Genomic DNA, 23,475 nt, shown 5'->3' with positions numbered 1-23,475 from the left:
TTGGATCGGTGAACGGCTCGTTCGTATACTGAATCATGAATGGCCTTCTCGTAGTCCGAAAGATGGATCGCCGCGTCGGTCGGACGTCGGCGCGGAACCGCCGGAGACCGGCGCGCCCCAGAACGGCGCACCGCGAGACCTCGGCGTTACGCCGACGGCTCCGGAAGCGCGTCGATCTGCTCCTGGCGGAACTCCTCCTCGAGCGGGAGGTAGTTGTTCGGCTCGACGAACATCGTCTGTCCGTACTCGCTGAGGATCATCCGGATGAACGCCGCCTCCTTGTCGGAGGTGCCGTCCCAGGTGTACGTGTGGAGCGCGCGAGAGAGCGGGTAATCGAGCGTGCCGAGGTTCTCACCGTACTCGTACGTGGTGCCCTCGATGGTGAGCGCGACCGGCGGCACGTCGCCGTCGGGTTCGAGGAACGCCAGCGCGATGTACGCGATGGAGTTGTCCGTGTTGCCGATCGTCGACGCGACCTGCTGGTTCTGGCCCTGGCGGACGTCGACGCCGTCCATCGACGCGTCCGGGTCGCCGAGGACGTTGACGCGGAACGACGTGTCGGTCCCGGAGCCCTCGGCGCGGCCGACGGCGTTGATCTCGCGGTCGGGGCCGTCGAGCTCGGACCAGTTGGTGATCTCCCCCTGGTAGATGCCCTGGACGTCCTCGAGGGTGAGCTCCGTGACGCCGGCGTCGTAGATCTCCCGACTGACGACGATGGGCTGGGCGTCGACCGCGACGACGTGGTCCGTGAACGGTTCGAGCTCCTCCTCGCTCCGGTCGGGGAACTCCGCGCTGACGGGCGCGGACGCGTCGCCGATGTCGACCTGGCCGCGCTCTAACTTCTCGAGCCCGACCCCGGTGTGGTTGAGGCCGATACTGGTGAAGAACGGCGGCGTCCCCTCCTCGCCGCTGGGCTCGAACCCGTAGAGGCCCGCCCAGTAGTCGGCCATGTTCTGGTCCGTGTCGATGCCGTACTGGTCCGGACCCCAGTACTCCTCGTCGTCCGCCGGGGCGTTCCCGTTCCAGAGCGACCCCGCGAGGCTCGTGATCGGGTACACCGTCGAGGACCCGTCCGCGGTCAGGGGCGAGACGTCCGCGCTTCCCTCCTCGTCCTCGCCGTCGCCGCCGTCCCCGCTCCCGTCGTCACCGCTTCCCCCGTCTCCGCTCCCGTCGTCACCGCTTCCCCCGTCGCCGCTCCCGTCGTCACCGCTCTCCCCGTCGCCGCTCCCGCTGCCGCCCGACGAGCCGCTACAGCCGGCCAAGCCCGCGGCTCCGACCGCACCGGTCGTCACGAGGATCTTGCGACGCGACACCAGGTCCGCCAGACGCTCTTCTTGTGCCATCACGTGGACCGTCGCGAAACCGGATAAAAGCCGTTTATAATAGGATTATAGCGCCGAATCGAGGAGGTACGAGGTATCTGATCGGATCGTACCACACGGATGATCACATACAGGTAGTGAGGGATATATATCACACCGTGTGAGAGGAGACGTTCCTCGACGCTCCATAGCCGTACGAATCGGTACGTAGACGTCCGGAGTGACGTCCCGGCGGCGAGAGCGACGACACGCCTCGATCGGCCGCGTGGAACGTCGAGGCGTCGATCGGCTCTCGATCTCCCGCCGATCCGGGCTTTTTGTCGGTGCGCCGCGACGCGTCGGTATGATCGGCCAGAGCGCGACCGGCGGGACGTCGCTGCCGAGATGGGTCACCGAACTCGTGTCGGCGTACGATCGCGTGTTCTCGGAGCTGTTCTGGTTCTTCTTCGCGCTCGGGGTCGTCTACCTCGTTGGCCAAGTCGTCGTCGTGCCGTCCGTGATCCGGATCGTGCGGGCGCGCAACCGCAACAACCCCACGATCGAGTCCGCGGTGAAGACGTACCTCCGGGTGGCGCTGATCGGGTTCGCGACGCTGACGGGCGTGATCGCCGCCGGCTACGGGAGCGTGCTCACCGACTCGGCGATCGTCATCGCGGCCGTCACGTTCGTCTTCGGCATCGCCGGCCAGCAGGTGTTCGGGTCGCTCATCAGCGGGATCTTCCTCGTGGCCGACCCCGACTTCAACGTCGGCGACTGGATCGCGTGGCCGGGCGGGGAGGGCACCGTCGAGGCGGTCGACTTCCGCGTGACGCGGGTCCGGACGCCGAACAACGAGACGATCGCGGTGCCGAACACCGAGCTCACGAGCAACGCGCTCACCCGACCCTACGGACGGGACACCTATCGGATCACGGAGACGGTGTACGTCGCCTACGACGAGGACGTCGAACTGGCGCTGATGGAGCTTCGAGCGGTCGCGACCGAGCAGGAGTCGATCCTCGAGGAGCCGGCGCCGAACGCGCGCGTCTGCGAACTCGGGGAGAACGCGATCACGGTACAGGCGGAGCTGTGGGTCGACGACCCCGGCGACAGGGACGTCGTGACGCTCCGGTCGGACTTCCGCCGGCTGGTGAAACGCCGGTTCGACGAGGAGGGGATCACGATCGCGCCCCCGTCCGCGCAGTCGCTCTCGGGCGAGGTCACCGTCACGGAGCGTTCGGACGGCGAGTGATCCGGAGCCGGAAGCGACCGACGCGCGAGCCGGACCGACGCCGATCTCAGAGCGCGCCCCCGAGGAGCCCCGCGAAGATGATCGCGTTGTACAGCCCGTGGGCGAGTCCCGGCACGAGCACGTTCTCCGTTCGCTCGTAGAGCAGGCCGAGTAGCGACCCGAGGATCACCGTCACGCCCATGTACGCGACCTGTTCGGTGAGGGTCCCGTCGACGTTCCCGTGGAGCGCGCCGAACAGGACGGCCGCGATCAGGATCGCCGGGGCGGCGTCGAACGACCGGCGCAGCCCGCCTTGGACGACGCCGCGGAGCAGCAGCTCCTCGGCGGGGCCGACGAGCAGGATCGAGACGGCGATCATCGCGGCGTAGTAGGCGACCGGGTCGCCGGCGGCCACCGTCGCCGAGTTCCGTCCGGTCCCGAGCCCGAGCGCTTGGAGTGCGAACAGGAGGGCGATCTGGATCCCGTAGAGGACGATCGCGGCCACCGCGACGATCCCGATCTCCCGTACTGAAGGCTGGGAGATCGAAACGAGAGTCCGTTGGTCGGTGATGGCGAGGTACCCCACCACGCCGGGAAGAAAGCCCGCGAAGCTCACGACCGTCCGGAGGAGCGTGAACGCGTTGGTGTCCTCGGCGACGACGCCGCTCCGCAGTGCGAGGGAGGTGGCCAGTTCCGTCAGCAGGCCGGCGATGACCAGCGTGAACAGGAGCGCGAGGACCGCGCTGGCGACGTGGACCCCCCGCTCGATCAGCGTCGCCCGATCGACTGTCATCGCCGGGCGTAGGGGGGACGTGCCTTTAGGCACACCGGAACCGGCTCGCGTTCGAGGGAGCTTCGTCGTGCCGACCCCGGACGGGAGCTTCAAGCCCCGTCGATCCGGAACTCCCGCTTGTCGGCGACCGCTTCGGCCTCGGCGAAGTCGCCGCCGCCGAGCAGGCCGCGAGCCGCCTTCTTGCCCCACTCGACCGCCGGCTGGGTGAACGTCGAGACGCTCGCGAGTTCGCCGTAGAGTACGCAGGCGGCCTCCATCCCGTACAGCAGCTCGCCGAGGCTTCGCTCGTCGACGCGGTCGATCTCGATCCGAACGTTGGGAACGTCCGCGGCCGCGAGGCTCGCCTCCGTCGCCGCGAACTCCGCGTCGAGCAGGTCGCCGAGCGAGGAGCCGCCGAGGTAGGAGAGCCCGTCGAGGTCGGTCTCGGGGATCGGCGCGTCGGCGCGCTCGGTCGGCCGGACGAGCGTCACGAGTTTGTCGGCCGGACCGGCGCGGTAGAGCTGAAGCTGGGAGTGCTGGTCGGTCGCGCCGAGCGCGCGGGCGGGCGTCTGCCCCAGTCCGTCCTTGCCGAGGCTCTCGGCCCACAGCTGGGCGAACCACTCCGCGAACGTCTCCAGCGACTCCGCGTACGGCATGAACGCGTTCGTGAGCGCGCCCCGCTCCGCGAGCGCGTACGTCGTCGCGCCGTAGGCGTAGGCGGGCGACTCGAACAGCGACCCCGCGAGCGCGTCCATCCCGTCGCTTCCCCCCGCAAGCACCGCCTCGACGTCGTGACCCTGGAGCGCCGCGACCGCGAGCCCGACCGTCGAGAGGACGGAGAACCGGCCGGGAACCCCCTCGGGCACGTCGAGCGCGGGGAGGTCGTGGGTCTCCGCCAGCCGTCGGAGGTTCCCCTCCTCGCCGGTCGTGACGAGGGTGCGATCGGTCCAGTCGACGCCCGCCGCGTCCATCGCCTCGCGGACGACGAGGAAGTTCGCGAGCGTCTCCGCCGTGGTCCCCGATCGCGAGACCACGTTGAGAACGACGTCAGCGAGCGGGAGGTCGGCGAGCAGCGCGTCGACGGCGTCGGGGTCGACGTTGTCGAGGAAGTACGCGTCCACGTCGCTCTCGAGGGCGTCCGCGAGCGTCGCCGCGCCGAGCGCGCTCCCGCCGATCCCGACCGTGAGGACCGCCTCCGGCTCGCCGAACGGCTCGACCGCGGCTCGGATCGCCGCCGAGTCGGCCGTCTCGGGCAAATTAAGCGAGGCGTAGCCGAACTCGTCGTCCGCCATTCCGCGCGCGATCCGGTCGTGGGCGGCCGCGACCCGGCCGTCGAGCCGGTCGAGCGTCCCCTCCGTGAGCCCCGGCCGGGCGTCCAGGGCGTTGCCGATGTCTACGTCCATACGCGGGACACGACCCGCCGGGTCATAAGCGTGGGCCGAGGGGGCTCGGGGGGCGGAGGAGAGTTCGGGTGAGGTCGGCGGTGGAGTCGGCCGATCCCGATCGCTCAGTCCGCGGGGATCACGGACTCGCCGTCGGCGAGGGCGGGGCGACCGAACCACCGGTCGAACGAGAGCGGCCCCGATCCCAGCGTGAAGACGGCCGACGCCAGCCCGAAGAGCGCGACGTGGGCCAACACGGGGTCGTCCGGGAGTCCGAACAGCGTGGTCGTGAAGAGGACGAACGAGACCGCGGCCGCGCCGCGGGTGAAGAAGCCCGCGATCAGCGCGAGCCCGACCGCGATCTCGGTCACGCCCGCGCCGACGACCCAGAGGCCGGCGTCGACGGGGACGACCGCGGTCAGGTCGTACTTCTCGACGACGAGCAGGCCGCTCGCGGGGTCCGCCAGCTTCTGGATCAGGCCGAGGTAGACGAACGTGACGCCCATGCCGACCCGGAGGAGCGTCGGGACGTACTCGCGAAGGGGGGCCGCCGACTCGTCGAGGAACGCCTTCAGGTGGTGGACCGGGTCGATCCGGCCGTAGTAGGTGCCGGGCGTGCTCGCGACCTCCAGGAGCATGTCGTCCGCGCTCGGCCGGCCGCCGCCGAGGACGAGCAGCGCGAGCAGGACGGGGACGTACTCCATCGCGATGACGACGCCCGGATCGACCGCCAGGAGGACCCACGCGAACGTCAGCAGGCCGACCGCGGAGACGATCCGGGTCGCGAGGCCGAAGAGGACGCAGAAGCCGATCCCGATGAAGAGCACCCGGAGGAGGGGGCTCGAGGCGGGATCGAACGTCAGCGTCGGGGCGAACAGGTACCCCTGGAAGCCCGCCCCGACGAGCGGGAGGCCGATCGACAGCCGCAGCATCCACGGAACCAGGTCGCCGTACCCGACGAGCGTCTCCCGGAGGACGACCACGTCGCGGATCGTCGGCCGCACCCACAGGTACGTCGCGATCCCGGCGACGACGGCGAGACCGGAGCCGCCGAACACCGCGGCGTTGAACGGGTCCGAGAGCACCTCGACGAGGAACGCGACCGCGTCCACCGGGTCGCCGAAGTCCTCGGTGACGTAGTCGACGTGCGCGGCGACCGGCCGGACGGCGATAGCGATCAGGGACGCGACCGCCGCGAGGAGGGCGACCGCGGTCGATCGGTTGGGCATGAATCGCCTACGCCCCACAGCTACCTAAGGTGTGTGTCGGATCCGCGCCGCGAACGACCGCGAGCCGGTGTTATTCGTCGCCGTCCGTGTCGACATCGGCCGCGTCGGCGTCGGACTCATCGACGTCTGACCCGTCACCCTCGCTGCCGCCGCCGCCCTCGAATACGTCGCGGTACACCCGGCCGAACGCGTTGCGTCGGAGGGTGCTCGCGGCCGCGTCGGGGCCCTCCTGGAACGTGGTCGCGATCACGGTCCCGGCGAAGGGGACTGGGTGCCAGGCGACCCGGTCGACGTGGTCGGAGCCGAGTTCGACGACGTCGTCGGGGTCGAACTCGCTCCCCGCGAGCCACGCGTCGTACTCGTCCCGGTCGGCGAGGTGGACGACGAGCAGTTCGGCGAAGGTCGCGTCGCGGGCGGTCTCGACCACCGCCGAGGTGACGCGCTCGTCGTACTCGTCGGCGTCGAACTCCATCGCCTTGGCCGTCTCCCGGACGATCACCCGCGCCGCCGGGCCGACCGCCTCGTAGCGCTCTCTCGCCTCCTCGCGGGTCGCCAGCGCGAACACGCCCCTCGTTTCCATACGGGGCCGTTGCCGTCGAGGGGAAAAGGGCGTTCGATTCCACCTTTTTCTCGTCGGGTCCCCTCGCTCACTTCGTTCGCTTCGGGGACCGCTCCTCGAAAAACCTGGAGGGAAAAAGCCGCCGGCTCGGCGGTCGCCTCGCCGGCGGTGAACCGCTCGCTTCGCTCGCGGATGCTCAATACAGACGAAGGAGCGAGCGATCTGCAGTACGGTGGCGTGCCGGTGAGCGCCCGGAGGGCGCGAACCCGACCGCGAGGGACGCCGCGAGCGACCGGGGCGACCGGAGGGAGCCCGAGCGAGCGGCGAGGCTGGGGAGGCGTGAGGCGCGGTTGCGGGGCTGTGCGGGGTGGGACTCAAAGGGGCAGTCGCGAGGGCGAAGTCCGACGAAGCACGCACTGAGGGAGCGAGCACCGCGAGCGACCGAAGCGCACAGCGAGTCGCACGAGTCCTCGCGACTGGGGCTTTGGTGGTCATCACCACCCCAGCAACGATCCCCTTCTATCCATCCAACGCTCCCCCGAAACACCCGTTCTACCAGCACGCTCGATCGAGTGGGAAGATCGCCGACTCACGCTCTGAAACGATCCGGAAGGAATCACCGTCCGACGGGTCGAGCTCAGTTGCCGTCGCCGTCTCCGCGCCCGGCGTCACTCTCTCCGTCGGCATCGCCCCCGTGGTCGCTTTCGTCGTCTCCGGCCTCCGCCTCGTACATCTCGCGTGTCAGTTCGCGCGCCTCCTCGACGGCGGCCGCCGTCTCGGGGTCCATCCCGCCGGAGCCGCCGTGACCGCGGGCGTGGCCGTGACCGTGCGCGTGACCCGAGCCGTGGTCGTGTCCCCCGCCCTCGCCGTGACCGCCCATCCCGGCGTCCACCGCGGGTCGACCGCGGTCGGTCGTGTCCTCGAACACCTCGTGGTACTCCGCGGGCTCGGCGTGGTCGACGACGACCGCCGCCAGCTCCGCCGGCTCGGCCGCGGCCCACTCCGGAGCGTACTCGTCGAGCCACGCCTCGTGGTCGTCGCCGTGGAGCATCGCCGTGAACGCGAGGTGGTGAGCGAGGTGCTCGCCGTCGCGCTGCGGGGTCGCACACACCGGACACGCGTATCCCATCGTGGCCCCGGATACGGGCGTGAGCCGTATATCGGCGTCGGAACGGCGGGACGTGGGAACCGCGGGGGCGACACCGAACCAGCCAGGGATCTATCCGATCTCGATCCGACCGACGCGGATCGACTCGAAACGGGGGGGACGGGGACCCGTGACGCCGCTATAACAGCAACTTTATCACTCGCACGGGGCGAAAATCCGGGTAAGACTGCTCCGTTAGGAGGTTCAACAGTGACCCAAGCCAACACACAACCGGAGGTGAACATCGGTCTCGTCGGTCACGTCGACCACGGGAAGACGACGCTCGTACAGGCGTTGTCCGGCTCGTGGACCGACCAGCACAGCGAGGAAATGAAACGCGGGATCTCGATCCGGCTCGGGTACGCGGACGCGACGTTCCGCCGCTGTCCCGGCGTCGACGAGCCCGAGTGTTACACGACCGACGAGGAGTGTCCCGACGGCTCCGAGAGCGAGCCGCTGCGGACCGTCTCGTTCGTGGACGCCCCCGGCCACGAGACGCTGATGGCGACGATGCTCTCGGGCGCGTCGATCATGGACGGGGCCGTCCTCGTCGTGAGCGCGACCGAGGACGTCCCGCAGGCGCAGACCGAAGAACACCTGATGGCGCTCGATCTCATCGGGATCGAGAACATCGTCATCGCTCAGAACAAGGTCGACCTCGTCGACCGCGACCGCGCCGTCGACAACTACGAGCAGATCCGGGAGTTCGTCGAGGGCACCGTCGCGGAGGGCGCGCCGATCGTCCCCGTCTCGGCGGGCCAGGAGGTCAACCTCGATCTGCTCATCCAGGCCATCGAGTCGGAGATCCCGACGCCGGAGCGCGACCCCGACGAGGACGCCCGGATGTTCGCGGCCCGCTCGTTCGACATCAACCGGCCGGGCGCGACCGCCGAGGAGCTCAAGGGCGGCGTCGTCGGCGGCTCGCTCGTCCAGGGGGAGCTGTCGGTGGGCGACGGCCTCGAGATCCGCCCCGGCCGCGAGGTCGAAGAGGAGGGGCAGACCGAGTGGCGACCGCTCGAGACCTCGGTCCGGTCGCTTCAGGCGGGCAGCAACGACGTCGAGAGCGCCCGTCCGGGCGGCCTGCTCGGCGTCGGGACGGGGCTCGACCCGAGCCTGACGAAGGGCGACGCGCTCGCCGGACAGGTCGCCGGCGAGCCCGGAACGCTCCCGCCGACCCGACACGAGTTCGAGATGCAGGTCGACCTCCTCGACCGCGTCGTCGGCAAGGAGGACGACGAGAGCGGCGAGAGCGACATCGAGGAGATCTCGACCGGCGAGCCGCTCATGTTGACGGTCGGCACCGCGACCACCGTCGGGGCCGTGACGAGCGCGCGCGACGGCGAGTGCGAGGTCAGCCTCAAGCGACCGGTGTGCGCCGAGGCGGGCGCACAGATCGCGATCAACCGCCGCGTCGGCGCGCGGTGGCGGCTGATCGGCGTCGGGACGCTGTCGTAACGTGTCCGACGAGGCCCCCGGAGGCGACGACCGCCCTGCGGGACGCGACGACCGCCCGGACGATGGCGACGACCGCCCCGCCGTCGCGCTCGACGCGAGCGCGCTGATGGCCCCGGTCGAGGCGGACGTCCGGCTGTTCGAGGAGCTCGACCGGCTCCTCGGGAGCTACGATCCGGTCGTTCCGTCGGCGGTGCTCGAGGAGCTCGACGGGCTCGGATCGGGCGCGGGGAGGGCGGCGACCGCGGCGAGCGTCGGGGCGGATCTGGCGGACCGAGCCCGGACGGTCGACGTCGACGCGGCGTACGCGGACGACGCGCTCGTCGAACTCGCTCGAGGCGGTCGGGTCGCGTACGTGGTCACGCTCGACAGGCCGCTCGTGGAACGGGTACTGGACGCGGACACACCGGTAATCTGTTTACGGGGGCGGAACACACTCACGGTAACGGACCCGTAGCGGAGAGGCACCGGCGGAGAAACGACGGAACGAGCGCGGCGCGATCGGACGACCGCGGACGCGACGGAACGAACGCGGAGGCGACGCGGGCGATCGAACGATAGGCACGACCGCGGACGACACACGCGATCACAGACACAACCCACGCACATGTACAAACGAGTTCGACTCAAGGACACGGTCGAGGTCCCGCCGGAGCACCTGGCGGACGTCACCGACGAGCGGGTGAAAGCCCTGCTCCAGGACAAGCTGGAAGGACGAATGGACGAGGACGTCGGCAGCGTCGTGAGCGTCATCGAAGTCCACGACATCGGCGAGGGCGCGGTGCTCCACAACCGCCCCGGCGTCTACTACGAGGCCGAGTTCGACGCGCTCACCTTCGACCCTGACATGCAGGAGGTCGTCGACGGGACGGTCGTCGAGACGGTCGAGTTCGGCGCGTTCGTCGGGATCGGCCCGGTCGACGGCCTGCTCCACGTCTCGCAGATCACCGACGAGTACCTCACCTTCGACGGGGCGAACCAGCAGCTGGCCTCCTCGGACTCCGATAAGAGCCTCGGCGTCGACGACGCGGTCCGGGTGCGGGTCGTCACGAAGAGCGTCGACGAGCGGAACCCGCGCGACTCGAAGATCGGGCTCACCGCCAAGCAACCGGGGCTCGGCAAACACGAGTGGCTCGAGAGCGATCGCCGCCGGCGGGCCGAGACCGGTACGACCGGGGAGGACGACTGATGGCAGAGGATCGGCTCGCCTGCCGGGAGTGTCACTACGTCAACGACCCGGACGCACAGACCTGCGAGCTCTGCGGGTCCTCCTCGCTGACGGAGGACTGGGCCGGCTACGTCATCGTCACGAACCCCGAGGAGAGCCAGATCGCGGAGGAGATGAACGTCTCGAAGCCGGGATCGTACGCGCTGAAGGTCCGGTAGGATAGATCGGTAGCCGTCGGTCCGCTACCCGTCGGCTGGATGGCCGTCGATCCGGTGGCCGCCATCGGACGCCGCCCGAACGACCGCACGACTCTTCATACGCCGACGCCGTACGACTCGGCATGTCGAACCCGATCGTGACCCTTCCCGACTCGCTTCGCGACGCGTTCAAGGAGCCGATGGGCCCGGTGACGACCGACGCCGACGCGCTGCTCGCGGCCGCGGCGGAGAGCCGCGAGGAGCACGGCGCACCCGACGCGCCGGTCGTCGCCGTCGGCGACGTCGTCACCTACCACCTCCGGGAGGCCGGTCGGGTCCCGGACGTCGCGCTCGTCGACGGGAAGACCGAGCGGGAGGCGGTCCGGACGGAGGTCTCGGACGCGCTCGCGGTCGGCGGGGGGAGACGCGTGCGCGTCGAGAACCCCGCCGCGACGCTCACCGTCGCGCTCCTCGAGGCCCTGGTCGACGCGCTCGCGGACCCGGATCCCGTCACGATCGAGGTCGACGGCGAGGAGGATCTGGCCGCGCTGCCGGCGATCCTCGCCGCTCCGGAGGGCGCGAGCGTCGTGTACGGCCAGCCCGGCGAGGGGATGGTCCGGGTCGCGGTCACCCCGGAGAGCCGGCGGGAGGCGCGCGAGCTGTTCGAGGGGCTCGACGGCGACGTCGACGGCGCGCTCGGCGCGCTCGGGCTATCCGGATCGGACTCGGCGGGCGACGTGGAGTAACGATCCGCACGACCGATCCGGTCCGGAGCGGAAGTGTCCGTACCGGATCGAGCGGGCCCGTGCCGGATCGGAGATCGCCGTACCGAAGCGGTTCGTACCCGGTTGACGCCGGGAGTTCCAGTGGAAGGGAAGGGGTTCGGATTCGCGCGACGGGACGCGAACCGAACGGCCGGATCCGCGGGGGCCGAACCGGCGGCAGAACCGTGCGGACGGCTCGCCACCCGCTTCGAAATCCTTTTACAGCGTTCGGGGGGTAGTACACGTAACTGAACCATGGACGTCGACATCATCTCCGAGGAAGAAAACCCCATGTTGCACCGGACGGACATCCGCTTCGAGACGGTCCACGACGAGGCGACGCCCTCCCGCCTCTCGGTCCGCGACTCGCTCGCCGCCAAGCTCGATAAGTCCTCCGAGGAGGTCGTGGTCCACGAGCTCGACACGAAGTTCGGGATGCGCAAGACGATCGGCTACGCGAAGGTGTACGACTCCGCGGCTGACGCGCTCGACGTCGAACAGGAGTACATGCTCGAGCGGAACAAGATCGGCGCCGACGGCGACGACGGCGAAGAGGCCTGAGACGGCAACCGAATGCGGGTTCTCGGTATCGAGGGAACGGCGTGGTGTGCGAGCGCCGCGCTCCACGACGCCGAGGCCGGCTCGACGCTCATCGAATCCGATCCGTACGAACCCGATAGCGGCGGCATTCATCCGCGCGAGGCCGCAGAACACATGTCCGAGGCCATCCCGGAAGTGGTCGGGACGATCCTGGACCACGCGGAGGCGAAGTACGGCCCGGACGCGGTGGACGCCGTCGCCTTCTCTCGGGGTCCCGGACTGGGGCCGTGTCTCCGCACGGTCGGGACGGCCGCGCGCTCGCTCGCGGGCGCGCTCGACGTCCCGCTCGTCGGCGTCAACCACATGGTCGCACACCTCGAGATCGGCCGCCACGAGTCGGGGTTCTCGAACCCGGTGTGTCTGAACGCCTCGGGTGCGAACGCCCACCTGCTCGGCTACCACGACGACCGGTACCGCGTCCTCGGCGAGACCATGGACGCCGGCGTCGGCAACGCGATCGACAAGTTCACCCGCCACGTCGGGTGGACCCACCCCGGCGGACCGAAGGTCGAGGCCGCCGCCGCGGAGGCGGCGGGAGAGGGAGTCCGGACGGGGACGACGGGGCCGGCGGACGCGGCCGACCTCCTCGAGCTGCCGTACGTCGTCAAGGGGATGGACTTCTCGTTTTCGGGGATCAGCTCGGCGGCGAACGACGCGTACGACGCCGGCGAGCCGGTCGAGGAGATCTGCTTCTCGCTTCAAGAGCACGTCTTCGCGATGCTCACCGAAGTGTCCGAGCGCGCGCTCTCGTTGACCGGGGCCGACGAGCTCGTGTTGGGCGGGGGCGTCGGCCAGAACGACCGGCTCCGCGGGATGCTCGCGGAGATGTGTGCGGCCCGCGGCGCGGCGTTCCACGCGCCCGATCCGCGGTACCTTCGCGACAACGCCGGGATGATCGCGGTGCTCGGTGCGAAGATGGCGGCGGCGGGCGACACCCTCGCGATCCGCGAGTCGCACATCGACCCGAACTTCCGGCCGGACGAGGTGCCGGTGACGTGGCGGGACGACGAGCCGTCCGTCGCTCGGCTCGGGTCCGAAGGGGGAGACGGGGACGACCACGACCGCCGGGGAGCCGAGGCGGTCGTGGAGATCGTCGACGCCGACGACATCGACGACGCCGTCGGAACGACGGTCGATCGGCCGGGCAACGCACCGATCGTCCGGAAACGGCGGATCCCGAAGGAATACCGGCACCCGGCGCTGGATCGGTCGCTCCGGCGGGATCGGACGGTCGCCGAGGCCCGGCTGACGAGCGAGGCGCGGCAGGCCGGGGTGCCGACGCCGCTCGTGTACGACGTCGACGTACCGGAGGCGACGCTGACCCTCCAGTACGTCGGGGATCGCGATCTGGCGGATGTCCTCCGCGGAGGCGGCGGGGAACGTGCGGATCAGACGGCTCGGGCGGCTCGAACGGATCGGACGGATCCGACGGTTCGATCGGTCCGAGCCGTCGGTCGTCATCTCGCGCGGCTCCACGATTCGGGGTTCGTTCACGGCGACCCCACGACGCGAAACGTCAGAGTCGAGGGCGGCGAACGTGATGGTGAGGAACGTGACGGCGGGCACAGTGGCGACCGCGACGTCGGGGGTGGAGCCCGCGATCGGACGTTCCTCATCGACTTCGGGTTGGGCTACCACACCGGACACGTCGAGGATCACGCGATGGACCTCCACGTGTTCGAGGGGTCAGTGACCGCGACGGCGGCGGAGTCCGATCGGCTCGTGGACGCCTTCGAGGAGGGATACAGGGAGGAGGGAGCGGAGGCGGTCCTCGGTCGACTCCGCGAGGTGCGGGATCGTGGGCGGTACCGCTGAGCGGACCGGTGGGCGGTACCGCTGAGCGGATCGCCGCCGACACGATTTTTATCCCCGGCGCGTGAGGTACGGGTATGGGAGACAAACCGTCGTCGGGAGAGATACTCGGGATCCCGTACAACTTCGATCGACCGAGCCTCGGTCGGCTCCTCTCGTCGTACTGGCAACCGGAGAAAGGGATGTTGGTGGAGAAGCCGTTCGGGATCGGCTACACGCTGAACCTCGCGAACTGGCGTTCGTGGGTCGTCCTCGCGGTCGCCGGCGGACTCTACTGGCAACAGAAGGGCTCGGAAACGGCCGGACCCGAGACGAGTTCGAGCGAATCCGAGAGCGGGGACTCCGGCCCCGTCGAAGTGATCGTCGACGACGACTGAGGCTTCGGCCGGGAATCGGCGCTTTCGAACGAGAACCGACGTTCCGAACGACCGACGTTTCAAACGAGAACCGACGCTCTCCGGACGCGTTCTATCGCGATCGGTGTTCGTCGTCGTCCCGAGGGGGAGGTGAACTGAACTGTCGGGCGATGACCCGGAAGCTTATGACCGGAAACCGCCAAACCCGGCACGATGGACTCCGAAGATCGGCCGGCGTCGAACGGGGACGACCCGATCGACGACGATCCGGCCGTCGACGGCTCGGACGGGGACGATCCCGTCGGTAACGAGGACCACTACGACGATCCGGTCGGTGGTGATCCGAACGGTACCGGCCCGATCGATGACGATCCGACGACGGAGACCGAGGTCGACGACGGTCCGGGGCTGTTCTACCGGTTTCGTCACGACATGGAAGGGCCGCTCATGTGGCTCCGGGAAATGCTCTCGAGCGTCGCGGTCGTGCTCCTGATCGGATTGATCCTGTTCGCGGTCAGCGGCGTGTGGCCCCCGATGGTCGCGGTCGAGTCGCCGAGTATGGAGCCCAACATGAACACCGGCGACCTGGTGTTCGTCACCGAACCCGGACGGCTCGCCCCTGACGTCGCCGACAACGACCTCGGCGTCGTGACCCACGAGACCGGCGAGGAGAGCGGGTACCGAACCTTCGGCGACTACGGATCGGTCGTGATCTATCAGCCGCCGGGTAGACAGGCGTCGCCGATCATCCACCGCGCGATGTTTCACGTCGAGGAGGGCGAGAACTGGTACGATCGGGCCGACGACCGATACCACGACGCCGACGACTGTGAGGAACTCCGGAACTGTCCCGCGCCACACGCGGGGTTCGTCACGCTCGGCGACAACAACCGCCAGTACGACCAGGCCAACGGGCTCGCCGAACCCGTCGCCGCCGAGTGGGTGACCGGGGTCGCCAGGGTCCGGGTGCCGTACCTCGGATACGTTCGGCTGATCACGACCGGCCAAGCGGAAGTGAGCGACGTACTCGGCGCGATCGTCGTGTCGCCGGGAACCGGATTCGGGATCGAGGGGATCGGATCACAGAGCGTGACGGTCGGTTCGTCGGCGATCGGTTCGCCGGTGGTCGGATCGCCGACGATCGATTCCGTTGCCACGTGAGCCTTCCGTTGCCGCGTGAGCCGGGGTTCGGACCTCGAGCGCCGGGGTCAGTTGTCGAAGCGGGCCTGAACGAACGGCTGTGCGTTCTCGATGTCGCCGAGCCGCGAGTCTGACAGGAGGACCGCCTCGGTCTCTTCGACGGGGACGGAGAGGCCCATCTCCTTGGTTCGACCGTACCGTCCCTTCGAGACGACGACCGCGTTGACGATCCCCAGCATGTCGAGCTCGCTGATGAGGTCGGTGACGCGCCGCTGGGTGAGCACGTCGGCGTCGATCTCCTCACAGAGCCGCTTGTAGATGTTGAACACCTCGCCGGTGTTGATGTTGTGGACGCCGTTCTTCTCGAGGAGGATCACGGCGAACAGGACGATCTTGCTCTGAGTCGGCAGGGTTCGGACGACCTCGACGACGCGGTCGAGCTCGATCTTGTCCTGGGCCTGTCGGACGTGCTTCTCGGCGACGATCTCGGCCTGAGAGCGCTCCGCGAGTTCGCCAGCGGTCCGGAGGAGATCGAGCGCGCGACGCGCGTCCCCGTGTTCCTGGGCGGCGAAGGCCGCACACAGCGGGATCACGTCGTCGGTGAGCGCGTCTCCCTTGAACGCGATGTCGGCGCGGTGCTGGAGGATGTCCCGGAGCTGGTTCGCGTCGTACGGCGGGAAGACGATCTCCTCCTCGCCGAGGCTGGATTTGACCCGCGGATCGAGGAAGTCGGTGAACTTCAGGTCGTTCGAGATCCCCATGATCGAGATGCGGGAGTTGTCGAGCTCGGAGTTCATCCGCGAGAGGTTATACAGGGTGTCGTCGCCGCTCTTCTCGACGAGCTTGTCGATCTCGTCGAGCATGATCACGACCACGCGCTCGTGGTAGTCGACCGCCTCGAAGAACGTCGAGTAGACGCGGTCGGTCGGCCACCCCGTCATCGGGACCTCCTCCATCTCCTCGGCGTCGGCTTCCAGCGTGTCGATTCGGTCGTCCAGTTCGGCGATCGAATCGAACTCGGTGTCGGCGAGCGCGGCGGCATCCTGGGTCGCATCCGCCGTCTTTTCCCGCGCGTCCGCCCGGAGCTTCTCGAGCCGGGCGAGCCGGTCGGCGATGACGGTCTGGTTCTCCTCGATGAACGTGTTCGCGAGCTGGGCGAGGACACGATACTGCGTGTCGGTCACCTCGCAGTTGATGTACTCGACCTCGCAGGGAACGTCGTATTTTTGAGAGGTCGATTCGAGCTCTTGCGAGACGAACTTCGCCGAGGCGGTCTTGCCGGTGCCCGTTTTCCCGTAGATGAGGATGTTGGAGGGAGTCTCACCGCGGAGCGCGGAGACGAGGATCGTCGCCATCCGGTTGATCTGGTCGTTTCGGTGGGGGAGCTCGTGGGGAGTGTACGACGGACGGAGGACCTCCTTGTTCTCGAATATCGGCTCGCCGGAGAGAAGGTCGTCGAACAGTCCCTGATTGTCGTCGTCACCGTCGTCGAGGACGACGCCGTCGAAGTCGACGTCGGGCGACGAGCGGTCGCGACCGCCGTTCCCGAGCCCCGACGTTTCGGATCCGGCTTCGGGAGTTCGATCCGAATCGTCGGACGCGACGGGGTCCATGTCGACATCGTTGCCGGAAGCGAACTCGGAGCCGCTCTCGTCGTGTGCGTCGGAGTTGGGTTCGGTTCGGTCCGATTCGGTTCGATCCAACGACGGTGCCGATGGAGATGCCGGTGATGGCGATTCCGTCGGACCGTCGCTATCATCGGATGCGTCGTCGCCCGATCCGTCGCTCTCGGCCGGTGTGGTGTCGTCGTTGACCTCCGACGTGTGCTCGCCTTCGTCCATTGAACCCCTCCGTTTCAGGTGGAAACCTTCGTCGTAAATGCGGGTTTAGGCCGTCTCCAGTCTGAAACACGAACCCGTGGTCGGATTCGGTGCCGACCACGTCCAGTTGATACAGTCGAACCGGACGAAGAGGAGGTACAAAAATGTTCCTCTCTGGAGTTGAAACGGTCCCCCGTCACGGCTACCGACGGTCAGTTGATGGCGCTTCGCACGGGGTTCGTACGGATTTCGTGTCCGCTTCGTGCGCGTCGAGTGCGTCAAGGTTGATCATACACCGGCCGTATCCACGACTCGCGGACCGCCGACTTCAGAGACGATCGGGTTCCGGAGTTGACGGTTCGGAGTTGACGGTCCGAAGTTGACGGACACGGTCGGCGATCGACCGGCATCTGGTTCCGTTCCTCGACGTGTCTCCTCGACTCATCCCCTCGAATTATCTCATTTCTCCGTCACGTCGCGTTCACATCGTATCGTCTGATGGATGTTCCCGTCGTCGGTATTCTCGTCGGACTAGTGTCGTCGCGCACTTCCATCTTCGAAGTAACATTTTCGTATCTTTCACTCGACCCCCCCACCCCTTCATTTCGGGTGGAACTGTCGATAGGTGGGGGTGGGTGTTGGGCGGTATTTGATAGCAGTAGTTTTATTATACTATATTCGAAACAGTACCCTCGACAATCTTTGAGAAATTATATTATTGTCCAGCAGGTTTATTTTATTTGATATGGATAGTTACTATCTTTCTCGAGCAGATCACGACGGTACCACCCCCGAGATCGCCACCGACCCCGCCACTCCCGCTCCCCGTTCCACTCGAAACGAAGGGGTGGGGGAGGGTGAATGAGAGGCGAGATGGAGAGAGGCGAGGTGGAGAGAAGCGAGATGGAGAGAGGCGAGGTGGAGAGAAGCGAGATGGAGAGAGGCGAGGTGGAGAGAAGCGAGATGGAGAGAGGCGAGGTGGAGAGAAGCGAGATGGAGAGAGGCGAGGTGGAGAACGAGGATGAGCCGATACTCATCACGGCTGTCGCCGATGGATTTACCAACCGGTAAACAAACGGTGGAATACATTATGGTACGAGTCCACACGTAGAATGTGATGACACGATACGGATCGGAGGGGATGTCTCGATGAACGGGAAGGAATCGACGAACGAGGAAGAACCGACGGCGGAGATGAAACGATGACCGAAGGGTATGGATCCGCTCCCTCTGGCTCCGACAGGATCCTCGAGGGTGTCACCGTCCTCGACCTCTCCACCTTCGTCACCGGCGGGTTCTGCTCGGCGATGTTAGCGAACCAGGGGGCGGAGGTCGTCAAGATCGAGCAACCGGGATACGGCGACGCCGTCCGGCACTCCGGCCCGCCGTTCATCAAAGGGGAATCGCCGTACTACTGGACGTTGAGCTACGGCAAGAAGAGCCTCGAACTCGACTTGAAGAATCCGGACGCGAAGGAGGCGCTGTACGAACTCGTCGAGGAGACGGACGTCTTCGTCCAGAACTTTCGTCCGGGGACCGCGGAGCGACTCGACGTCGACTACGACACGCTCATCGACCACAACGAAGACCTGATCTACCTCGCGATCTCGGCGTTCGGTCAGACCGGACCGTGGCGCGAGCGATCCGGCTACGACCTCCTCATCCAGGGGATGAGCGGGATCATGAGCGTCACGGGCGAGGCGGACCGCCAGCCGGTGAAGGTCGGCCTTCCGATGACGGACCTGATCACGGCGATGTGGGCGGCCTTCGGCGCGACGACCGCCCTCTATCGACGGGAACGGACCGGTGAGGGCGAGTACATCGACCTCGGCATGTTGGAGGCCACGCTTCCGTGGCTCACCAAACAGGCCGGGATGGTCTTCGCGGGCGAGGAGACGAAACGGATGGGGACGAAAGACCCCGTCCTCGCGCCGTATCAGACGTTCGAGACGAAAGACGGGTTCATCAACATCTGTATCCTCAACGAGAAGCTCTGGGGCGAACTCTGTGAGGCGCTCGATCGTCCGGACCTTCCCGAGGACGACCGCTTCGAGATGAACGCCGATCGCGTCGAGCACCTCGACGAGCTGGAGGCGGAGATCGAAGCCACCCTCGCCGACGGGACGACGGACGAGTGGATCGAAGTCATCGCGGAGGACGCCGGCGTGCCCGCCGGCCCCGTCTACAGCGTCGAGGAGGCACTCGAAAGCCCGCAGGTCGAGGCTCGGGGGACCATCACCGAGATCGATCACCCCGAACTCGGCGAGGTGCCGGTGATCGAACACCCGCTCAAGTTCCGCAACGCCGACAGCGGCTTCGATCTCCCGCCGCCGCTGCTCGGCGAGCACAACCGCGAGGTGTTCCGCGAGCACGGCTATTCGGAGGCCGAGATCGACCGGCTCGCCGAGCTGGGCGTGTTCGGCGACTCCACCGACTCCGACGAGGACGGGGAGTAAGCGGCCCCGTTCTGCTCGACTCCCTACTCGGTCCGCTCTAACGACTCGAGAACGAACTCGTCTATCGCTTGCCGCGCCTCCTCGGGGGCGTCCTCGTGGCCGAGCGAGATCCGCCGGCCGCGGGCGGCGTGGATCACGTCGGTCACCAGCTGGCCCATCCGCTCCGCGTCGACGTCGCGGAAGACGCCCTCCTCGATCCCCTCTTCGACGACCTCGACGATGCTGCCGCGAATTCGATCGTAGTGATCGTTGAACACCTCGCGGTGCTCCCCGTCGTTCTGTGCCTGCGTGTACAGCTCGTGGTACACCTTCATCCGGTCCCAGTGGTCGAACGCCCCGAACTCGGGGCCGAAGAGACACTGATCCACACGCGCGCGCAGTTCGGTCCGAGGGTCGGCGTCGTGTTCGACGACCACGCTCCCCTCGTACTGGTCGATGATGTGTTCGAGAAACGACGACATGAGGTCGTACTTCCCGTCGAAGTGGTAGTGGATCACCTGCCGCGTGAGATCCATCTCCTCGCCGATGTCGCGCATCCGGAGGTCCGTGTATCCGTGCTTGCTCAGCGCACGGAAGGTCGCCTCCATGATCACCTCCTTCGTGTCCTTGGAGGAAACCGCGGCGGCGGCGGACTCCTCGGACGCGGATCCCCCAGAGGCGGACTCCTCGGACGCGGATCCCCCAGAGGCGGACTCCTCGGACTCGCCCGCCGATCCGCCAGACGATTCGCTCATACCGGTATTCTACGGGTAGGACACATAATACGATTGCTCCGATCGCTGTCTTTCACCCCGGTAGGTTCGCTCGTTCGTTACCGCCCGAGGATCGTTCTTTACCGCCCGGTAAACTTTTACTCTCCTGGCCGAACCCTATTATCGAACATGACACAAACGATCGTGCGAAACGGGACCGTGGTCTCGCTCGACCCCGACGTAGGCGAGTTCGACGAGGCCGACGTCCTGATCGAGGACGGCGAGATCGTCGAGGTGGGTCCCGGACTGTCGGCGTCGAACGCCGAGGAGATCGACGCGTCCGATCACGTCGTCGTCCCCGGATTCGTCGACTCGCACATCCACCTCGCCCAGACCCAGGTCAGGGGAATCGCCGGGGACTGGTCGCTCATGGGCGAGTACTTCGATCACATGCTCGGCAACATCACCGGGCTCTATCGACCCGAGGACATGTACCTCGGCGGCCTCTTCGGCGCGTTCGAGAAGCTCCACACCGGAACGACCACGGCCCTGGACTGGTCGTACCCCAACACGCTCGAACACGGCGAACGCGCCGTCGACGCGCTGAAGGACGCCGGGCTGCGCGCGGTGTACGCCTACGGCCCGCCGGGCGACGACGCGGCGAAGTGGTGGTACGAGAGCGACGTCGGCCTCCCGGAGGGGAAGATCCGCGACCTCCACGACGAACACGTTCGGGACGACGACCTGCTCAGCCTGGCGCTCGGCCTCCGCGGACCGGACTTCTGTACGGACGAGACCGCCCGCGGCGACCTGGAACTGGCGCGGGAGCTGGGGGTACTCTCGACGATCCACATGGGGGCGGCGCTGTGGCCCTCCTCGGTCTACGGCGGGGACTACCAGGGATTCGGCTGTCTGGAGGACGTGCTCGGCCCCGACGTCAACGTCGCCCACGGGAACCACTTCGCACAGGAGGACGTCGACCACGCCGTCGAGCAGGGAGTCTCCTTCTCGTCGACGCCGGAGGTCGAGATGCAGATGGGCCACGGCATCCCCGTCACCGGGAAGGTGCTCGAGGCGGGCGGCCGCCCGACGTGGGGTGTCGACGTCTGCTCGAACGTCAGCGGCGACATGGGCAGCCAGATGCGGATCGGGATGCAACTCCAGCGCATGTTCGACAACCAGGCGGTCCTGGAGGGCGACGAGGAGGTCACCGAGGTGAGCGTCTCCGCCCGCGACACCCTCGAGATGGCGACGATCGAGGGCGCGAAGGCGCTCGGCATGGAAGACGACATCGGCACGATAACGCCCGGCAAGCGGGCCGACCTCGTCCTCTTCGACGCCTCCGACTTCATGACCGCCCCCTCGCACTCGCCCGTCCAGACGGTGGTGTTCCAGTCGGACCCCTCGCACATCGATACCGTCCTCGTCGACGGCGAGGTCGTCAAACGCGACGGCGAGCTGACGAACCCGAAGGTCCACGAGGAGTTCGACCGGTTCGTCGCCTCCGGCGAGCGCCTCATCGACGAGGCGGGGATCGACCCGTAACGCGCGACCGAATCTACTCTCTCGACCCACCATCACGTGCGAATCGGACAATACTGAACGACGGACGGACCCCCTGGAGCGGCATCGCGACCGACGAGATTGACGACCCACACGACCTCGCGATATTCGCCGAGATCAACGGCGAGCGCCTCCAGGAGTCGTCGACGTCGAACCTGATATTCGGAGTCGACGAGTTGGTCGCCTTCTGTAGCCGGGCGTTCACGCTCGAACCCGGTGACCTCGTGTTCACCGGGACGCCGCCCGGCGTCGGCGTCTACCGCGATCCGCCGGTGCTGCTCGGCGACGGCGACAGCGTCACGATCGGCGTCGAGGGCGTCGGCGAACTGACGCACGAGTTCGAGGCCGAGTAGCTTCACCTTCGCTGGGCGCTCGACGGGTCCATCGATCGTCTCCCACGTTTTCAACCGGAGATCCGCCACCGCTTTCAAACAAAGACTAAGTGCCGGTCGCTCCCGTCTCCACGTATGAGCGAGGAGCGCAAGGGCCTCTCGGACGGCGTCGAGGAGTCGCGCGGCGACCCGCGGGTGCTGCTCGCGATGAACGCCGTCCTGTCGCTGTGGCTGGGGTGGACGATAGTCTGGGGGCTCGACCTCCTCGAGGTGATGGAGTACGGGCCGGGAACCGTCGCGGGCGTCTCGCTGGCGGTGTTCACGCTGACGTACGTCGTCGTCCTACAGTGATATCGTCGTCCTACAGTGATAGTTTTTAATCCGAACGCGACCACCCTCCGGTAATGACCATCGAAGACCGAGATAACGCGTACCTCATCACCCACGCGCTGGCGAAGGACACCCTCTCGCGGCTCCGCGACGTCGAGACCGAACAGGTCGCCTTCCGAAAGGGGCTGGTGAAACTCGGCCGGATCTGCGGCTACGAGGTCATCGACGGCGCGATGGGAACCGAGTACGTCCCGGTCCGGACCCCGCTCGCGGAGACGACCGGCGAGCGCGTGAAGGGCCTCGACGACGTGGTGATAATCAACGTGCTCCGGGCGGCGACGCCGTTCGTCGAGGGGCTGTTGAAGGCGTTCCCGCGGGCGAAACAGGGGATCATCTCCGCCGGCCGCGACGAGACCGCCGGGATGAACGAGGACGGCGAGTTCCCGATCACGATCGACTACGTGAAGCTGCCGGAGATCGGCGCGGACGACACCGTGATCGTCGCCGATCCGATGCTCGCGACCGGCTCGACGATGTGTGCCGTCCTCGAGCACATCCTCGCGGAGGCCGACGACTTCGAGGACCTGTTCGTACTCTCGGCGGTCTCCGCGCCCGACGGGCTGGTCCGCGTCGCTGAGACCTTCCCCGAGGCGGACCTGTTGACGGTCGCCATCGACGACCGCCTCGACGACGACGGCTTCATCGTCCCCGGTCTCGGCGACGCCGGCGACCGCGCGTTCCGGACGACGTGAACGGTCCGATCGCGGCGCGCCGAACCGCGCTCCGCCGTCGACTCCGCTGCCCGTGACGTGTTTTTAAGGGCTCACGCCGCGAGCGGTCCGTATGAGCGACGCGACGACCGAACCGTGTGACGCCTGCGGGGAGTCGACGACGGACGCGCTCGCCCGGACAGTCCGACTCAGCGTCGACCGGGCGAACATCGACACCCAGCGGCTCTGTCCCGAGTGTTTCGCCGACTGGATCCAGCGCTACCAGGCCGAGATGGGCGGTGGAGGGGATTCGGCCGACGGCTCCGATTCCGAGATCATCGTCGACTGAATCCGGGGGCGTCGACCTCCGCTCCTCTGTTCGTCTCTTCATCCGCTCTCATCCGGTCTGCCCGCTCCTCATCCGCTCTCTGGTCCTCCCCTCTCCTCGTCCCCTCGCATCCC

At 67.5% G+C, this 23,475-nt stretch carries 25 protein-coding genes; 17 read left to right on the top strand and 8 right to left on the bottom strand.

The annotated features are described in order from the left end of the window. Positions 1-146: 146 nt before the first annotated feature. Positions 147-1,343 carry a PstS family phosphate ABC transporter substrate-binding protein gene (locus NO889_RS03900; RefSeq protein WP_256410941.1) on the bottom strand — a complete coding sequence of 399 codons (1,197 nt, stop codon included), beginning with the start codon at positions 1,341-1,343 and terminating at the stop codon, positions 147-149. A 322-nt stretch (positions 1,344-1,665) separates the two neighbouring features. Here NO889_RS03900 and NO889_RS03895 point away from each other — a divergent pair, with 322 nt between their 5' ends. Then, positions 1,666-2,553 (top strand): mechanosensitive ion channel family protein, encoded by an 888-nt coding sequence (locus NO889_RS03895; RefSeq protein ID WP_256410940.1) that lies wholly within the window; start codon positions 1,666-1,668, stop codon positions 2,551-2,553. Between the two features lie 46 nt (positions 2,554-2,599). Here the strand turns inward: NO889_RS03895 and NO889_RS03890 are convergent, their stop codons facing one another. The 5 genes from NO889_RS03890 to NO889_RS03870 all read right to left on the bottom strand — a co-directional run bounded on the left by NO889_RS03890 (position 2,600) and on the right by NO889_RS03870 (position 7,603). After that, positions 2,600-3,325 (bottom strand): CPBP family intramembrane glutamic endopeptidase, encoded by a 726-nt coding sequence (locus tag NO889_RS03890; protein ID WP_256410939.1) that lies wholly within the window; start codon positions 3,323-3,325, stop codon positions 2,600-2,602. Between the two features lie 89 nt (positions 3,326-3,414). Further along, entirely contained in the window at positions 3,415-4,707 is a 1,293-nt protein-coding gene (locus tag NO889_RS03885) for a glucose-6-phosphate isomerase (RefSeq protein ID WP_256410938.1), read from the bottom strand. 104 nt (positions 4,708-4,811) lie between these two features. After that, complete coding sequence (locus NO889_RS03880) at positions 4,812-5,915, bottom strand: DoxX family protein (RefSeq protein ID WP_256410937.1); 1,104 nt, start codon at positions 5,913-5,915, stop codon at positions 4,812-4,814. 70 nt (positions 5,916-5,985) lie between these two features. Next, complete coding sequence (locus NO889_RS03875; protein ID WP_256410936.1) at positions 5,986-6,495, bottom strand: DUF5809 family protein; 510 nt, start codon at positions 6,493-6,495, stop codon at positions 5,986-5,988. 616 nt (positions 6,496-7,111) lie between these two features. Further along, positions 7,112-7,603, bottom strand: coding sequence for a DUF5810 domain-containing protein (locus NO889_RS03870; protein ID WP_256410935.1), 492 nt, complete (start codon positions 7,601-7,603; stop codon positions 7,112-7,114). A gap of 228 nt (positions 7,604-7,831) precedes the next feature. On the opposite strand from NO889_RS03870, the gene NO889_RS03865 reads away from it, so the two are divergent. The 9 genes from NO889_RS03865 to NO889_RS03825 all read left to right on the top strand — a co-directional run bounded on the left by NO889_RS03865 (position 7,832) and on the right by NO889_RS03825 (position 15,131). Continuing rightward, the gene (locus NO889_RS03865; protein ID WP_256410934.1) at positions 7,832-9,076 is read left to right on the top strand and encodes a translation initiation factor IF-2 subunit gamma; all 1,245 of its coding nucleotides are present in this window, start codon (positions 7,832-7,834) and stop codon (positions 9,074-9,076) included. 106 nt (positions 9,077-9,182) lie between these two features. Beyond that, positions 9,183-9,530: a twitching motility protein PilT gene (locus tag NO889_RS03860; protein WP_379786989.1), complete on the top strand. Its 348-nt coding sequence runs from the start codon at positions 9,183-9,185 to the stop codon at positions 9,528-9,530. A 150-nt stretch (positions 9,531-9,680) separates the two neighbouring features. Then, positions 9,681-10,262 (top strand): DNA-directed RNA polymerase, encoded by a 582-nt coding sequence (locus NO889_RS03855; RefSeq protein ID WP_256410932.1) that lies wholly within the window; start codon positions 9,681-9,683, stop codon positions 10,260-10,262. Then, complete coding sequence (gene spt4, locus NO889_RS03850; RefSeq protein ID WP_066412722.1) at positions 10,262-10,459, top strand: transcription elongation factor subunit Spt4; 198 nt, start codon at positions 10,262-10,264, stop codon at positions 10,457-10,459. The genes NO889_RS03855 and spt4 overlap by 1 nt, the downstream gene beginning before the upstream one ends. 134 nt (positions 10,460-10,593) lie before the next feature. After that, complete coding sequence (locus tag NO889_RS03845; RefSeq protein WP_256410997.1) at positions 10,594-11,184, top strand: GTP-dependent dephospho-CoA kinase family protein; 591 nt, start codon at positions 10,594-10,596, stop codon at positions 11,182-11,184. A 273-nt stretch (positions 11,185-11,457) separates the two neighbouring features. Next, positions 11,458-11,763: a 30S ribosomal protein S24e gene (locus tag NO889_RS03840; RefSeq protein WP_256410931.1), complete on the top strand. Its 306-nt coding sequence runs from the start codon at positions 11,458-11,460 to the stop codon at positions 11,761-11,763. Between the two features lie 12 nt (positions 11,764-11,775). Continuing rightward, entirely contained in the window at positions 11,776-13,617 is a 1,842-nt protein-coding gene (locus NO889_RS03835; protein ID WP_256410930.1) for a bifunctional N(6)-L-threonylcarbamoyladenine synthase/serine/threonine protein kinase, read from the top strand. A 74-nt stretch (positions 13,618-13,691) separates the two neighbouring features. After that, the gene (locus NO889_RS03830) at positions 13,692-13,991 is read left to right on the top strand and encodes a DUF5808 domain-containing protein (protein ID WP_256410929.1); all 300 of its coding nucleotides are present in this window, start codon (positions 13,692-13,694) and stop codon (positions 13,989-13,991) included. Positions 13,992-14,183: 192 nt separating this feature from the next. Further along, entirely contained in the window at positions 14,184-15,131 is a 948-nt protein-coding gene (locus NO889_RS03825; RefSeq protein ID WP_256410928.1) for a S26 family signal peptidase, read from the top strand. Positions 15,132-15,178: 47 nt separating this feature from the next. Here NO889_RS03825 and NO889_RS03820 read toward each other — a convergent pair whose 3' ends face one another. Next, the gene (locus NO889_RS03820) at positions 15,179-16,951 is read right to left on the bottom strand and encodes a Cdc6/Cdc18 family protein (RefSeq protein WP_256410927.1); all 1,773 of its coding nucleotides are present in this window, start codon (positions 16,949-16,951) and stop codon (positions 15,179-15,181) included. An 840-nt stretch (positions 16,952-17,791) separates the two neighbouring features. Here NO889_RS03820 and NO889_RS03815 point away from each other — a divergent pair. Further along, positions 17,792-18,001, top strand: a complete 210-nt coding sequence (locus tag NO889_RS03815) for a hypothetical protein (protein WP_256410926.1) — start codon at positions 17,792-17,794, stop codon at positions 17,999-18,001. 131 nt (positions 18,002-18,132) lie between these two features. Continuing rightward, positions 18,133-19,386, top strand: a complete 1,254-nt coding sequence (locus NO889_RS03810; protein WP_256410925.1) for a CaiB/BaiF CoA transferase family protein — start codon at positions 18,133-18,135, stop codon at positions 19,384-19,386. Between the two features lie 23 nt (positions 19,387-19,409). On the opposite strand, the gene NO889_RS03805 is transcribed toward NO889_RS03810, so the two are convergent. Next, a complete protein-coding gene (locus NO889_RS03805; protein ID WP_256410924.1) occupies positions 19,410-20,120 on the bottom strand; it encodes a TetR/AcrR family transcriptional regulator in 711 nt (236 codons plus the stop codon). Positions 20,121-20,267: 147 nt separating this feature from the next. On the opposite strand from NO889_RS03805, the gene NO889_RS03800 reads away from it, so the two are divergent. The 5 genes from NO889_RS03800 (at position 20,268) to NO889_RS03780 (ending at position 23,362) form a co-directional block, all read left to right on the top strand. Continuing rightward, positions 20,268-21,623 (top strand): amidohydrolase family protein, encoded by a 1,356-nt coding sequence (locus NO889_RS03800; RefSeq protein ID WP_256410923.1) that lies wholly within the window; start codon positions 20,268-20,270, stop codon positions 21,621-21,623. A gap of 50 nt (positions 21,624-21,673) precedes the next feature. Next, a complete protein-coding gene (locus NO889_RS03795) occupies positions 21,674-21,994 on the top strand; it encodes a fumarylacetoacetate hydrolase family protein (RefSeq protein WP_256410996.1) in 321 nt (106 codons plus the stop codon). Positions 21,995-22,108: 114 nt separating this feature from the next. Next, entirely contained in the window at positions 22,109-22,324 is a 216-nt protein-coding gene (locus NO889_RS03790) for a DUF8107 family protein (protein WP_256410922.1), read from the top strand. Positions 22,325-22,377: 53 nt separating this feature from the next. Continuing rightward, on the top strand, positions 22,378-23,055 hold the full coding sequence (gene upp / locus NO889_RS03785; protein ID WP_256410921.1) for a uracil phosphoribosyltransferase: 678 nt from the start codon (positions 22,378-22,380) through the stop codon (positions 23,053-23,055). A gap of 91 nt (positions 23,056-23,146) precedes the next feature. Next, positions 23,147-23,362 carry a DUF7569 family protein gene (locus tag NO889_RS03780; protein WP_256410920.1) on the top strand — a complete coding sequence of 72 codons (216 nt, stop codon included), beginning with the start codon at positions 23,147-23,149 and terminating at the stop codon, positions 23,360-23,362. Positions 23,363-23,475 lie beyond the last annotated feature (113 nt).

Source organism: Halorubrum rubrum (assembly GCF_024494685.1).
Classification (GTDB): domain Archaea; phylum Halobacteriota; class Halobacteria; order Halobacteriales; family Haloferacaceae; genus Halorubrum; species Halorubrum rubrum.
This window is presented reverse-complemented; position numbering and strand designations above follow the sequence as displayed.